At 41.3% G+C, this 14,937-nt stretch carries 12 protein-coding genes and 1 pseudogene; 2 read left to right on the forward strand and 11 right to left on the reverse strand.

Features of this window, described 5'->3' with window-relative positions; all coding sequences use genetic code 11:
- The 6 genes and pseudogenes from HJP15_RS15800 to HJP15_RS15825 form a co-directional block, all read right to left on the reverse strand.
- Nucleotides 1-291: pseudogene (locus HJP15_RS15800) on the reverse strand (IS4 family transposase); the annotation flags it as partial.
- 461 nt (nt 292-752) lie between these two features.
- Entirely contained in the window at nt 753-1,922 is a 1,170-nt protein-coding gene (gene prpF / locus HJP15_RS15805; RefSeq protein ID WP_169326305.1) for a 2-methylaconitate cis-trans isomerase PrpF, read from the reverse strand.
- 9 nt (nt 1,923-1,931) lie between these two features.
- Complete coding sequence (gene acnD / locus HJP15_RS15810; RefSeq protein ID WP_170174117.1) at nt 1,932-4,538, reverse strand: Fe/S-dependent 2-methylisocitrate dehydratase AcnD; 2,607 nt, start codon at nt 4,536-4,538, stop codon at nt 1,932-1,934.
- A gap of 145 nt (nt 4,539-4,683) precedes the next feature.
- Nucleotides 4,684-5,808, reverse strand: a complete 1,125-nt coding sequence (gene prpC, locus HJP15_RS15815; RefSeq protein ID WP_170174118.1) for a bifunctional 2-methylcitrate synthase/citrate synthase — start codon at nt 5,806-5,808, stop codon at nt 4,684-4,686.
- Nucleotides 5,809-5,846: 38 nt separating this feature from the next.
- The gene (gene prpB / locus HJP15_RS15820) at nt 5,847-6,719 is read right to left on the reverse strand and encodes a methylisocitrate lyase (RefSeq protein WP_054203572.1); all 873 of its coding nucleotides are present in this window, start codon (nt 6,717-6,719) and stop codon (nt 5,847-5,849) included.
- Between the two features lie 76 nt (nt 6,720-6,795).
- Nucleotides 6,796-7,500 (reverse strand): GntR family transcriptional regulator, encoded by a 705-nt coding sequence (locus tag HJP15_RS15825; RefSeq protein ID WP_054453418.1) that lies wholly within the window; start codon nt 7,498-7,500, stop codon nt 6,796-6,798.
- 265 nt (nt 7,501-7,765) lie between these two features.
- On the opposite strand from HJP15_RS15825, the gene rsmF reads away from it, so the two are divergent.
- On the forward strand, nt 7,766-9,202 hold the full coding sequence (rsmF, locus tag HJP15_RS15830) for a 16S rRNA (cytosine(1407)-C(5))-methyltransferase RsmF (RefSeq protein WP_170174154.1): 1,437 nt from the start codon (nt 7,766-7,768) through the stop codon (nt 9,200-9,202).
- Nucleotides 9,203-9,552: 350 nt separating this feature from the next.
- Nucleotides 9,553-10,377 carry a polysaccharide deacetylase family protein gene (locus tag HJP15_RS15835; RefSeq protein ID WP_170174119.1) on the forward strand — a complete coding sequence of 275 codons (825 nt, stop codon included), beginning with the start codon at nt 9,553-9,555 and terminating at the stop codon, nt 10,375-10,377.
- On the opposite strand, the gene HJP15_RS15840 is transcribed toward HJP15_RS15835, so the two are convergent.
- Genes HJP15_RS15840 through tmk form a run of 5 tightly spaced genes read right to left on the reverse strand, consistent with a single transcriptional unit; the run spans nt 10,374 to nt 14,887 of the window.
- Nucleotides 10,374-12,227 (reverse strand): metallophosphoesterase family protein, encoded by a 1,854-nt coding sequence (locus HJP15_RS15840; RefSeq protein ID WP_170174120.1) that lies wholly within the window; start codon nt 12,225-12,227, stop codon nt 10,374-10,376. The two genes, HJP15_RS15835 and HJP15_RS15840, sit on opposite strands and share 4 nt — an antisense overlap.
- A gap of 6 nt (nt 12,228-12,233) precedes the next feature.
- Complete coding sequence (locus HJP15_RS15845; protein WP_054203567.1) at nt 12,234-13,013, reverse strand: TatD family hydrolase; 780 nt, start codon at nt 13,011-13,013, stop codon at nt 12,234-12,236.
- Nucleotides 13,014-13,024: 11 nt separating this feature from the next.
- On the reverse strand, nt 13,025-13,351 hold the full coding sequence (locus HJP15_RS15850) for a PilZ domain-containing protein (RefSeq protein WP_054203566.1): 327 nt from the start codon (nt 13,349-13,351) through the stop codon (nt 13,025-13,027).
- Between the two features lie 8 nt (nt 13,352-13,359).
- Entirely contained in the window at nt 13,360-14,256 is an 897-nt protein-coding gene (holB, locus tag HJP15_RS15855) for a DNA polymerase III subunit delta' (RefSeq protein WP_054203565.1), read from the reverse strand.
- A 1-nt stretch (nt 14,257) separates the two neighbouring features.
- A complete protein-coding gene (tmk, locus tag HJP15_RS15860) occupies nt 14,258-14,887 on the reverse strand; it encodes a dTMP kinase (RefSeq protein ID WP_170174121.1) in 630 nt (209 codons plus the stop codon).
- Nucleotides 14,888-14,937 lie beyond the last annotated feature (50 nt).

Below are 14,937 nucleotides of genomic sequence, written 5' to 3' on the forward strand. Positions count from 1 at the left end.
GTGACTACCCGGTAAAAAGGCTCGCTCAGTTTCAACATCAGGACGGATATCTATTTCGCAGGGTTGTTCATTAAATAGGTCATAAGTAACATGCAACTCAATTGCGGCAGGACTTATAGCAGTAAAACGACCAGCAAAAACCTGAGCTAGTTCATCATGTAGAGCAAATGAAGAGCCATCTTGTAATAACACGCGTTGTATTCCACGCTGGATAAAAAAGGGTTTATCCAGCGTGTTTAGAGTTAATTTAGACATCGCTTGAATAACGAGTTCACGGAGTAATTCAGTCAAGGCTGGTTTCGGATTTGGTTATGAAAAGGTTTATAACTGATTGTGCAATCAGTCTGCGTTTTAAGGTTTTGATGGATATCTGACAAGTTAGCATCTTGCAAGCAAGATAAGCTTTTAAATACGGCTTTGAGTAAAGAAACAATCGACAAACATCGATGGCGGACTTGAAACCCAGAGGTTTTTGCAAGCGCGATTAGGTGCTTTTCTGAGATGAGGGCTTTTAATTGATTTGAAACTTGGTTAATCTGCATGTGAACTCTGTTTTTAGTCATTTTTTTATTGGCGTAACTATTTGATCATTAAAAGAGTTCAACTTCAAGTTTCTTAAGATCCAACCTATGTTCTTAAGTTATCTAAAGCAGCAAGTATCAGTTGGGATTAAAAACGATTTAGACAAACGCACTATCTAAAAATAATCTCTGGTTATAAAATCCCACTAACAGCTAGATTTTAATTAAACGTCAAATGCTTACCCTCACTATCCCTTCCATTAATACGCGTGCGCTGCGGCTCATGCTGGCTTTAGTAACCTGCCAGTTACCATTATTGAGCGTGGCTTTTGCGCCCACTTTTAAGGTGCCTGAAGGGTGACCAAAGTTGACTTCACTTAATTGTCCGCCACCAGCGGCTAAATTAACTAACGTGCCTTTAATTGCGGCGGCTGTGCCAATAGCTACGGCTGCGGTGCCCATCATGGCATGATGCAGTTTACCCATCGACATAGCACGTACTAATAAATCTATATCATTGCTGTTAATTTCTTTGCTGCTTGATGCAATATACGTGAGTGGTTTATTTACAAATGCCACTTTTGGAGTGTGCTGACGTGCTGCCGCTTCACTAATATGGCTGATCAAGCCCATTTTTACTGCACCATGAGCGCGAATGGATTCAAGCTTTGCCAGTGCTTGGTCATCATTGTTAATATCCTCTTGCAGCTCGGTGCCGGTGTAACCGATATCTGTTGCGTTGACAAAAATAGTTGGGATGCCAGCGTTGATCATAGTCGCTTTAAGTACACCAAATTCAGGTACTTCAAGCTCATCAACCACATTGCCCGTTGGGAATAACGCACCGTCACCATCGGCAGGATCCATAAATTCTAGCTTTACTTCTGCGGCGGGAAACGTCACGCCATCAAGTTCAAAATCGCCAGTCTCTTGTACTTCACTGTTAGTTATTGGCACATGGACTAAAATGGTTTTTTTAATATTCGCTTGCCAAACACGTACTATGGCAACGCCATTGTCAGGAATACGACTTTTATCAACAAGACCATTACTAATTGCAAATGCACCTACGGCTGAAGTTAAATTACCGCAATTGCCGCTGAAATCAACAAAAGGCTTATCAATAGCTACTTGGCCAAATAAGTAATCAACATCGTGATCAGGCTGCTCACTTTTGCTTAAAATTACCGTTTTACTAGTGCTTGACGTTGCCCCGCCCATACCATCGGTTTGCTTAGCATAGGGATCGGGACTGCCGATAACGCGCAGTAATAAATCATCTCGCGCAGAGCCTGCCACTTGGGCAGCCTCCGGTAAGTCTGTAAGGTTAAAAAACACACCTTTACTGGTGCCACCGCGCATATAGGTAGCTGGCACTTTAATTTGTGGTTTGAATGTCATTACTGTTCCTTATGCGCTTTGTGTTGATTCTAAAAAGTCTTGCGCAAAGCGTTGTAACACACCCCCTGCGGCATAAATTGATAGCTCTTCTTGGGTGTCAATTCGGCACTTTGTTGGCACGTTGAGCACTTCGCCATCTGCGCGAGTTATGGTTAAATTAACCGTTGTACCAGGGGTTAGTTCACCTGTTACATCATAACTTTCACTGCCATCTAGTTTGAGGGTTTTACGAGTCGTGCCTGCTTTAAATTCAAGTGGTAATACGCCCATCCCTATTAAGTTAGTACGGTGAATGCGCTCAAAGCCTTCTGCAGCTATGACTTCAACACCCGCTAAGCGTACACCTTTTGCTGCCCAATCACGCGATGAACCTTGACCATAATCAGCCCCTGCAACGATGATCAACGGCTGTTTACGCGCCATGTACGTTTCGATTGCTTCCCACATACGAGTAACCGTGCCTTCTGGCTCAACACGAGCGAATGAACCTTGCTTTATCTCACCGTTTTCAATCACCATCTCGTTAAGCAATTTAGGGTTGGCAAAGGTCGCGCGCTGCGCTGTTAAGTGATCGCCTCGGTGTGTTGCGTACGAGTTAAAATCTTCTTCTGGTACGCCCATATGAGTGAGATATTCACCCGCCGCGCTGCGGGCCATAATTGCATTTGATGGTGATAAATGGTCCGTTGTTATGTTATCGCCAAGCACTGCTAAAGCGCGCATCCCTTTCATAGTCCGCTCACCTGCTAATGCACCTTCCCAATAAGGTGGGCGGCGAATATACGTACTTTGTGCGCGCCAGTCGTAAAGTGGGTCGTTATCTTCACCGTAATCAACGGTTAAATTAAACATGGGCTCGTACACTTTTTTAAACTGTTCTGGTTTTACACTCTGCTTAATAACGGCATCTATTTCTTCATCTGATGGCCAAATATCTTTAAGGGTAACGTCGTTACCGTGTTGATCTAGACCAAGTACATCTTTTTCAATATCAAAACGAATAGTTCCAGCAATGGCATAGGCCACCACTAACGGAGGAGACGCTAAAAATGCTTGTTTTGCATAAGGATGAATACGACCATCAAAATTACGATTACCCGAAAGTACTGCCGTGGCGTATAAATCACGGTCAATCACTTCTTGTTGAATAACCGGATCAAGCGCGCCACTCATGCCATTACACGTCGTACATGCAAAGCCAACAATACCAAAACCAAGCTGCTCAAGTTCTGACAATAATTTGGCGTCTTCAAGGTATGATTGCACCGCCTTTGAACCCGGCGCGAGTGAGGTTTTAACCCACGGTTTACGACTTAAACCTTTCGCGTTTGCGTTACGGGCAATTAAACCTGCGGCAATCACGTTACGTGGATTACTGGTATTAGTACAACTGGTGATAGCTGCAATAATACAGGCACCATCGGGCATTAAACCGACTTCGTTCTCGACTACACCTGAAATACCTTTTGCAGCCAAATCACGGGTAGAAACACGGCGATGTGGATTTGAAGGACCTGCAATATTACGCCCTACACTTGATAAATCAAAGGTTAGTACACGTTCGTACTGCGCTGTTTTTAGACTATCGCTCCAAAGCCCGGTAGTTTTAGCATAATTTTCAACAAGCGCAATTTGCTCTTCTTCACGCCCTGTTAAGCGCAAATAATCAATGGTCATTTGATCGATATAAAACATCGCAGCAGTGGCACCAAATTCTGGTGTCATATTTGAAATGGTTGCACGATCGCCTAATGTTAATGCGTCAGCACCTTCGCCATAAAACTCTAAATAAGTTGATACAACGCGTTGTTCGCGTAAAAATTCGGTGATAGCAAGTACGATATCCGTTGCAGTAATACCCGGTTGGCGCTTACCAGTGAGCTCAACACCTACGATGTCTGGCAGGCGCATATAAGAGGCGCGACCAAGCATCACACTTTCAGCTTCGAGACCACCAACACCGACTGCAATTACGCCAAGTGCATCGACATGTGGTGTGTGGCTATCTGTACCAACAAGGGTATCTGGAAAAGCAATACCATCGCGGTTTTGGATCACTGGCGACATTTTTTCAAGGTTGATTTGATGCATGATGCCGTTACCCGGTGGGATCACATCAATATTTTTAAAGGCCGTTTTTGTCCAGTTAATAAAATGGAAACGGTCATCGTTTCGTCTGTCTTCTATGGCGCGGTTTTTTTCAAATGCATCAGGATCAAAGCCTGCGTGTTCCACTGCCAATGAGTGATCTACAATTAACTGTGTTGGTACGACTGGATTTACTTTCGCCGGATCGCCGCCTTTTGCTGCAATGGCATCACGCAAGCCTGCTAAATCAACCAATGCGGTTTGCCCTAAAATATCGTGACATACTACGCGTGCTGGGTACCACGGAAAATCTAAATCTTGTTTACGCTCAATCAGCTGCGACAATGCTCCGGTTAGCATGTCTGGATCACAGCGGCGCACTAAATTCTCTGCTAATACACGTGATGTGTAAGGCAAGGTAGCGTATGCACCTGGCTTAATGTCATCAACGGCGGTTTCGACATCAAAGTAATCTACATTACTGTTTGGTAACGGTTTTCGATATTTGGTGTTATTAATAATGGTCATAATAAAAGTTCGCTAATAGGTGACGGTGGTTGCACACGTATAGTGTGTTTAAGGAAAGTGTGAAAAAGAAGAAGCCTTAAAAACTATGTACAATTAAAATGTGCAAAAAGAAAAGGTGAGCGCTTTAACACTCACCCTTTTGGTCTTAACGTGATTCGATTGGTGTATAACTGCGCGCATCTGGCCCAGTGTAATCGGCACTTGGGCGGATAATACGGTTGTTAGCACGTTGCTCTTTTACATGAGCAGTCCAACCAGTTACACGACTCATCACAAAAATAGGGGTAAATAACTTAGTTGGAATACCCATAAAGTGATAGGTCGATGCATGGAAAAAATCAGCGTTACAGAATAACTTTTTCTCACGCCACATGACTTCTTCACAGCGTACTGATACTGGATAAAGTACATTGTCGCCGACTTCAGCAGCTAGTTTTTCAGACCATTTTTTAATGATCACATTACGTGGATCAGACTCACGATAAATGGCATGACCAAAGCCCATGATTTTATCTTTACGCGCAAGCATGCCCATAATTTCTTGCTCTGCGTGATCGGCATCAGTAAGGCCTTCAATTAAATCCATTGCCGCTTCATTTGCGCCGCCGTGTAATGGACCGCGTAACGTACCAATTGCACCAGTTACACATGAATGAATATCAGATAGTGTTGATGCACAAACGCGACCGGTAAAGGTTGAGGCATTAAACTCATGCTCTGCATATAAAATCAGTGACACATTCATCACTTGTGCAAACAGTTCTGACGGTGCTTTATCATGTAGTAGTGTTAAAAAATGTGCGCCAACTGAGTCATCATCAGTGTGTGTTTCAATACGAACGCCATCATGGGTAAAGCGATACCAGTAGCAAATAATACTTGGGAATACGGCAACCATGCGATCAATTGCATCATTTGCTTCGTTAAAATCATTTTCCATTTCAAGATTACCCAGCATAGAGCAACCTGTACGCATTACATCCATTGGGTGAGCATCTTTTGGAATGTTTTCAAGCACGGTTTTAAGTGCCGCTGGCAAACCACGTAAGCTTTTTAATTTAGCTTTATATTCAGCAAGTTCTGAAGACGTTGGCAATTCGCCACGTGAAAGTAAAAACGACACTTCTTCAAATTGCGCTTTTTCAGCCAGCTCTGCGATATCGTAACCACAATACGTTAAACCTGATCCTGTTTGTCCTACTGTGCACAATGCTGTTTGACCTGCTACTTGACCACGTAAACCTGCACCACCTAATGCTTTATCGACCATGAGTATTCTCCTAAATTTTGTTGTTCTTATAATTGGGATTATTTATTTGCTGAAAAAAGATTATCAAGGGTATTTTCATACGTGTGATAATCTAAAAAGTCATAAAGTTCAGCACGGGTTTGCATGTTTTCAATTTGGCTTTGTTGCGAGCCTTCATTTAAAATAGCAGAGTACACATTAAGCGCCGCTTTATTCATCGCTCTAAATGCACTTAGTGGGTAAAGCACCATTTGAACGCCAACATCTGATAACTGCTCTTTAGTGTAAATAGGCGTTTGACCAAATTCAGTAATATTTGCCAAAACGGGTACGTTAATCGCTTTAGAAAATGCTTGATAATCAGCAAGGTCGTGGACTGCTTCAGCAAAAATTGCATCAGCACCCGCTTCAACACAGGCGGCTGCACGGTCAATTGCGGCATTTAAGCCTTCTTTTTGGAATGCATCGGTGCGCGCCATAATGTAAAAATCGCTGTCAGTTTTTGCATCAACGGCCGCTTTAATACGGTCAACCATTTCACCTTGAGAAACAATTTCTTTATTTGGGCGATGGCCGCAACGCTTTTGCGCAACTTGGTCTTCAATATGAAAACCTGCCGCACCTGCTTTGGTCATTTCTTTGACTGTGCGTGCAATATTAAATGCCCCGCCCCAACCGGTATCAGCATCAACAAGTAGCGGTAAATCGCTTGCACCAGTGATACGACGAATATCTTCAAGTACATTATCAAGGCTGGTCATACCTAAATCTGGCATACCATATGAGGCATTGGCAACACCTGCACCTGATAAGTAAATTGCTTGGTGGCCCATTTTTTCAGCCATCATTGCTGTGTACGCGTTAATTGTTCCTACCACTTGCAGTGGGTGGTTATTCGCTATCGCCTGTTTAAACTTTGATCCTGCTGACATTGCTGTCTCCTTTGAACGGTAGCTGCTCGAGGCAGACTCTATTTTTAAATTTTAACTATGACAATTTTGCTATTAGTTATTTATTGACTGCACTTTTTTGTGCAGCCAATAAATCAAATTTGTTTTGAACATTTGCTTGCGATGCACTGATGTGGCGTTTCATTAATAGCTCAGCTAATTCACCATCGTGGCTTTCAATCGCATTAATGATTGCTAAGTGCTCATCAAACGCTTTTGATACTCGCGGGCCAACCATGCCCATTTGCACACGATACATACGAATTAGCTGATAAAGCCCATTACTCAGTAGATGAATAAGATGCTCGTTTTTACTACCTTTAATAATGCGATAATGAAAATCCAAATCACCCGCTTCTTGATAGTACGACTCGCCCTCTTTTACTCGCTGAGTTTGTAGATGTTGATTAAGTAATTGTTTTAAGCTTTGCACTTCATCTGCTGCCATATTGTCGGCAGCTAATCGACAAGCTAAGCCTTCAAGGGCACTGCGCACTTCGTATACTTCTATCAAACGCTCTGCAGTAAGGGCCACCACGCGACAACCCACATTGGCTTTGCGCTCAACTAAATAGCAACTTTCAAGGCGGTTTAATGCTTCGCGTAATGTCGCACGACTTACCCCATAGCGCTTTGCCAGTTCAGGCTCTGAGATTTTGCTGCCTTGCTCTATCGTACCTTCGACAATTTCACGACGCATATCCACAAACACTTGATCGGAAGCTGTGGTAATAGGTGTTTTGCTAAAAGCGTCTTGCGTCATTTAATACTTCTCTAAGATTGTCGACAATTAATGACTACACTATGGTCTTTTGCTGAAAATGTGTCAAGCCTAAATCACCAAAAAGAGTGTTTAAAACCGACTATTGTCGACATAAAAATAGATAACTATATTTAAAAGCTCAAAATGCAAATAAAAAACCAGTAAATGTCGACAGGAATAACAACCATAAAATTTTATTTAAGGCGACCCTCAGTGCCAGTAATAATGATAGAATACACCTTTAAAATTCTCTGTGAGCTTAGTCTTGGACGCCAATACCTATATCCCCCAGCCTTTTATAGATGACGTAAACACCTATTTACCAGCGCACCTAACACTCGATGACTTTCTCAGTGCCTGTCGCAGACCCCTGCGCAAATCTGTACGCGTTAATACTCTAAAAATGTCAGTTGAGGATTTTAAGCTGGCAGCCAAAGAAAAAGGCTGGCAATTAACGGCGATCCCATGGTGTAGCGAAGGTTTTTGGTTAGTACGCCCTGAAAAAGAAGAGCAAGCATTAGCCCTAGGGAACACTGACTTACACCTAAGTGGTGCCATGTATGTTCAAGAAGCCAGCTCAATGCTGCCACCAATGGCACTCAAAGAGTCATTAATTGATGCAACACATGTGCTTGATATGGCATCAGCCCCAGGCTCTAAAACCTCACAACTTGCCGCACTAATGAATAACCAAGGTGTTTTGGTTGCTAATGAATTGTCGTCATCTCGCTTAAAAGTACTCAGCGCGACATTAAAACGCATGGGAGTGGGCAATTGTGCACTCTCACATTTTGATGGTGCTATTTTTGGTGATTACATGTATGAGTGCTTTGATAGTATTTTGCTTGATGCTCCCTGCTCAGGTGAAGGTACCGTTCGTAAAGATGCTGATGCACTAAAAAACTGGTCAATTGAATCAAATATTGATATTGCTAAAGTACAAAAAAACTTAATTAAAAGCGCCTTTTATGCGTTAAAACCCGGCGGCACTTTAGTGTACTCAACCTGTACTTTAACACCGCTAGAAAATCAGCAAGTGTGTGACTACTTGCTAAGCGAATTTCCAGAGCAGCTAGAAGTACACCCATTAGATGATTTATTTACCGGCGCAGAGCTCGCTACAACGTCTGAGGGTTACTTACACGTTTGGCCACAAACTTTCGACAGCGAAGGTTTTTTTATTGCCAAATTTAAAAAGCTGGGTAGCTGCGATAACCCTAATCAAAAAGTTAAAAAAGGCGCTTTCCCTTTTCAACCTTATGATAAAAAAGCAGCCTTGGCATTTAATAGCGAACTTAAAAAACAATTTGCTGTGCAACCTCTTTCTGGCAGCTTAATGCAACGCGATAAAGAATTGTGGTTATTTCCTGAGGAATTTGATGCCATTGAAAATAAAATAAAATACGCTCGCTTAGGTATACACCTTGGCATGATCCACAAAAATGGGGTTCGTCTTAATCATGAATTTGCCACTGTGTTTGGCGGACAATGTTCAAAAAACGTCTATGCGCTAACTAACGAACAAGCCAATGATTACTTTCAAGGTAAAGATATTCGTTTAACTGAACCAACGAGTACATTAGGAGAAGTAATACTAACGTTGTGCGGCTGCCCAATAGGATTAGGTAAATGGCAAAAGAATAAAATCAAAAATTCATTGCCACGAGATTTAGTGCAAAATACGCAATTAATTGTTTGGTAAGAAAAAATGTTAATAACAAAAACATAAAGTTTTATTTTTTACTTTATTTTAATACAAACCATTGTTTTAAAAGCAGTATAAAAATCACTCATTTTATTGTGTCTTTTTACATATGTTAACTACACTTAATATTACTTTCTACTTCTCCCTTAATGAATTTAGAAGGTGTTCCCAAGTTAGCGCAGGCTCGTCAAGAGCCACCCCTAAGCCCAGAACAATGCAGATTCGTTCTGGGCATTTTTTATCTAAAAGCAATAAAAGCGTAAAACTTTTTTAAACATGTAGTTTTCTATTGCCTTATGTGTGCTTTGTTGTTTTTATAGGTAAAAAGCTAACTCAAAGGAATTACTATGCCTAAGCCATTCACTTTCATCTCTATTGCTTATTTATTAACAAGCGCCTCCTGTTTTGCACAAGACTCAACAAAATACCTAGGTTTTACCTATCCAGACAAAGCACAAAATGCGGTGAGTATTACCTTCGATGATGCAAGAGAAAGTCAAGTCGATGTAGGCACTACCATACTCAATAAGCACAATGTAAAAGCGACTTTTTACGTATCCCCATTTAATGTTGAAAAGCGCCTTAAGAAATGGCAAAAAGCAGCTAAAGCTGGCCATGAAATCGCTAATCACACTAGCAGCCACGTTTGCACAGGTAATTTTGAGTGGCTTAGAAAACAAGGTTTATCACTTGAACAAACGACACTTGAGTGGTTAGAAAACGATATACTAAGTGCGCAACAATACCTCGCGAAGCTTTTAGACGTTACCCCGCGAGCATTTGCCTACCCTTGCGGGAACACCTTTGTTGGTCGCGGCATAAAGACCAAAAGCTACGTACCTTTAATTGCCAAACATTTTGATAGTGGCCGAACCTGGTTAGACGAGTCTGCTAATAATCCTAACTTTACTGACTTTGCACAACTAACGGGTCTGCGAATTGATGGTATGAGCTTTGATGAAGTCATTACTATGACTGAGCAATTACGTAACAATAATGCGTGGTTAATTTTAGCAGGCCACGATATTGGCGAAAAAAGCCAGTATTCAACGGATGCGAAAGTTTTAGAGCAGCTTATTATCTACTTTAAAGACCCAAAAAATGGCTACTGGCTCGATACGGTAAGTAATGTTGGCGATTATGTAAAAAAACAGCGTAAATCAATCGACTAATCATTCGTTAAATCAAATTCTGTGGTGCGATTATCGGGATGAAGTAACTGATAACGCGCCAACTTCCCTTGCTTTAAATCAATTAAGCTAATAGCAGAGTCGCTCACAAGGTACTTTTGTCCATCACCTATTGTTTGGTGTTTATCAACTTCCATATGCCAACGTTTCGTAAAGAAATTTAATGGGCTTTTCGGTGAATATAAAATTGAATCGAGCTTATCGAGTATATTAATTAATTTTCGCGGAAATTCATTTTTAATGCCACTGGCGGTAAGTTGCCAGATCCGATTCGGATGTTTGCCAAAGCGTTTTTGCACTGAAAAGCAAAACGAATAATGTACATCGCCTGATAATATCAGCGTTTCTTTTGGAGTGTCGTCGCGGCGAAAGGTATCGAGTAATTTTTTAGCTGAGCCTTCATGGGCCATCCAGTTTTCAACATCAACTAATAATGGCTGCCCACACATATTAAATAATGCTTGAATTGCCTCTATTGATTTAACCCCAAACACCGGCGCAGGTGAAACGATAATCACTTGCTCATACGTAAGTAAGCTTGCTTCAAGCTCCATGAGTCGTTCCCAATCAAGTAAGCCTGAGGGTTCATTAAAGTTTTGTTCATTACGCCAACGATGAGTACGAGTATCTAACACCACCACCTTTGGTACAGTGTTAAGCTCATAATGCCAATGGTTAAATTCCAGTATGGTTTTATCAAATGCTTTAAAGTGCCACTGTTTTTGCTCAGTCAAACTTGCTTTAAATTCATCGAGTAAAACAGCTGTTTTCTTACCTGCATCATTACCAAAGCCCTGGATTAACCAGTAACTGATCAAACCATTATTAATAATACGCCGACTTACTGGGTGTTGATAAATCAACTGCTCCCACCCTGCTGTTAAATTCCAATCATCGGTCACGTCGTGATCATCAAACATCATTAAAGTGGATACGTTTGCAAATAACACCTGCACATCTTTTAAACCTTCACTAAAGCCGACTAAGGCCTGCTTTTCGCTTTCAAATATCTGTTGGCATTTATTGCTTGATGCTTGATAAGTAATGGTATCTATACTGATATGCGCCCATACAATCGAACTAAAATTAAGCAGGTATAGCGCTATAAACTCTTCAAACGCAATTAAGTGATTGGCTGCTTTTAAACTTGAAAAATGCGGCTCATCTTTTTTGAGCCAATACCCTACGCCTATTTTACTGCGTTGCTGCCAAGGCACTTTAGGCAAAAATAGGTGCCGCTGATAGAGTTGGTCGGTTAATTTTTCAGGCAGTGCTATATCAAGGGGTTGTTCTTTATAAATACCGAGTAAATCAATCAGCCTATATATCGCAATTAGCATGGCGCCGGCAACGTCATCTGCGTAAACCTGATCGCCTGAGAGTAATAAAATATCAGCCCCCGCTTTGCTATTACTGCGATTTTGCTGTTGAAAATCATTCGCTGCAACTAAGCTGTCTTTTGCTGGATGATGCGGATTACGACATGAACCATGTAATATCTGCTCGAGTGTATGTGGAATTACAAACTCAGGGGTTGCCTTACCTTGGTAGCAAAAAACACTTAAATCCACCTCTGCAGAGTCGTTAAATAAGCGATAGCTTATCAATTTATCAATGGGGAGTGTGGCAACCACAGGCTTTATTATTACAAAATGCAAATAAAGATGAGCACCTAAAGCAACGCTATGATGCTCGCTGAAGGTGTCTATTTTATCAAACTCTATACGATACTGTGATGCCACAGACGTGGCAAATTGTATGCAAACTTCAGCAGCATCTGCGCGGCGCACCATCGGCCCCATTAATAAAAGAGGAAGTGATGCATCACTCATGCTTAATTATCCTTTGTTCACTAAATTAAATAATGAATAAAAATTATTTGTAGTGGCAGTCGCTAACTCTTTGTAGCTAATACCTTTTAAATCGGCAATGTAATAAGCAACATCTTGCACATAAGCAGGCTGATTGGTTTTGCCACGATAAGGCACTGGCGCTAAATACGGCGAATCTGTTTCAATCAACAATCTATCTAACGGTATTTGTTTAACTACGTCTTTAAGTTCTACTGCATTTTTAAATGTCACAATGCCAGAGATGGAAATATAAAAACCTAAATCAATGGCTTTTTTTGCCATATCCCAATCTTCTGTAAAGCAGTGTAATACGCCACCACATTTTTCTGCATTGTGTGCGCGCATCAGGTTGATAGTGTCTTCTCGGGCATCACGAGTGTGAATAATCAGCGGTTTTTGCAGCTCATTCGCTACTTCAATATGACCGACAAAACTTGCTTGTTGTACAGCATGCGTATCTTTCGCGTAATAATAATCAAGGCCGGTTTCACCAATAGCCACTACTTTTTCATGGCTCGCTAAATCTATTAAACGTTGTTTATCTAACGCATCTTTTTGATCTAGCGGGTGTACACCGCATGACGCTGATACATCACTGTAACCTTGAATTTTTTCCAACATAGATGGAAATTGATCAAGCGTTACACTGACACACAAAAAGTGTTCTACCTGTTTAGCCCTTGCACTATCAAGCACTTGGTCTAAGTTTAAATCGAGTTTATCAAAATCGAGACGGTCTAAATGGCAATGAGAATCTACAATCACGTTACTGCTTACTACATGGTATAAGTTGGATTACCAGAGTTTAACATAGTCCCTAGTAGTTTTTCGATCTTCGCATTAAGATTGGTTTTATCATCGATAAAACTAATCCCTATTCCTGGTGGGTTAGAACTTTGCGCGCCTTGGGGTGTGATCCACGCAACTTTCCCCGTAATGACATCATCTTCTAATGCATCAGGTAAGGTCACTTTTAATGCCAGTGAATGGCCCATTTCATAACGCATATTAGTGCGTACAAATAGCCCGCCGGTTTTTAAATACGGCATATAGCAACGGTATAATTCATCTAGATCATCTAAATCGACTAATAATTCTTGCACAATCAATCCTATTTATAGCTTTGGCGTAAACGATACGCTAATCGAGAAACAGCCAAAGGCAAATTCAATCCAAGTATCTGTGTGCTGTTTTGGACAAACTCCGCTAATGCGCTCTGCGCATTTTGATACGAGTCAAAATCCATTCCAGCAATGAGTTGTTGTTTTAATTGTTCACTTAAAAATAAACAAAATACCCGAACACGCTCTGTATCTTTACTAATGATATCAACCAACGCGGTGAAATTATGGCCTTGTTTAAGCTCAGTTGCAAACTTATAAAGTTTATCAATCATTTCCAGCTGTTCGTCTTGTTGCCAACGTTCAATGAGTAACGGCTGTTGAGTAAATAAAGAAAGCCATTCATAGGCAGGAATTTGTAACTGCGAAATCCACATTTTTGCTGCATTTACATCACTAACTTTTACTTGCGTTAGCGCACAGCGGCTTAAAATAGTCGCTGGCAGTTGTGTTGTCGCACTCGTGGTCAATAATAAAAACCGACGCGGACTTGGCTCTTCTAAGGTTTTTAACAGGGCATTTGCTGCTGCGGTGGTCATTTTATGACAGTCGTTAATAACAACCACTTTATTTGCATTTTGCGCCGCTGACTGATTCATAAAATCACTGACACTGCGAATATCATCTACACCAATACTTTGCCCATCAGCTTGCACTACATACTTGTCCGGGTGAGTCACAGCTTGATTGAGATGGCAGCTTTTGCAGTTTCCACAAGGCACTAAGTTATTAGCCGATGAACACAATAATGCATTCGCTAATTGTTCAACTAAGGCACGCTTACCCACACCTTGCTGGCCATTCAATAATTGTCCATGATGAAAGCGTCCTGCGTTAAAACTTGCTGCTAATTGTTGTTCAACATGACTAAGCCAAGGATAAATCATTTTAATGGTTACTTTTAATAAACTGATCTAGCACAGTGATAATATCTTGATGTACTAGTTCGATACTTTGCTGTGCATTTACGGTCTCAATGCTGTCGTCACACTTTGCTAATTCTAAATAGCGTGTGCGTGTACGTTCAAAAAAACTTAAGGCTTGTTGTTCTATACGGTCAAGCTCACCACGCCCTTTAGCACGAGCAAGGCCAATAGCAGGGTCAATATCCAAATAAATGGTTAAATCAGGTTTTAAACCTTTTAATACAATACTAGCAAGGGAATCCAAAGTGTTTGAAGCAATTTCACGCCCACCGCCCTGATACGCTTGCGATGATAAATCATGACGATCACCTAGTACCCATTGTCCTTTTGCCATCGCTGGACGTATAACATTGTGCAACAGTTGAGAACGAGCAGCATACATGAGCAAAAGCTCCGTCTCGCTGGCAATCTCTTCGTCGTGATTGTCTTTTACGATACTACGCAGTGCTTCAGCAATGGGGGTACCACCGGGCTCTCTTACATTGATAAAATCAACGCCATGCTGCGCTAAAAACTGTTGGCAAATTGCTATAGCGGTTGATTTTCCGGCGCCTTCTAAGCCTTCAATCACAATAAATTTTGCTGCTGTCATGGTTTCTCTTTTTTGTTTGAAAAAGCATTAGTAGGCTTTCTCGTTTTATA

Origin of the sequence: Pseudoalteromonas sp. NEC-BIFX-2020_002 (assembly GCF_013002825.1) — a bacterium.
GTDB classification, from domain to species: Bacteria; Pseudomonadota; Gammaproteobacteria; order Enterobacterales; family Alteromonadaceae; genus Pseudoalteromonas; species Pseudoalteromonas neustonica.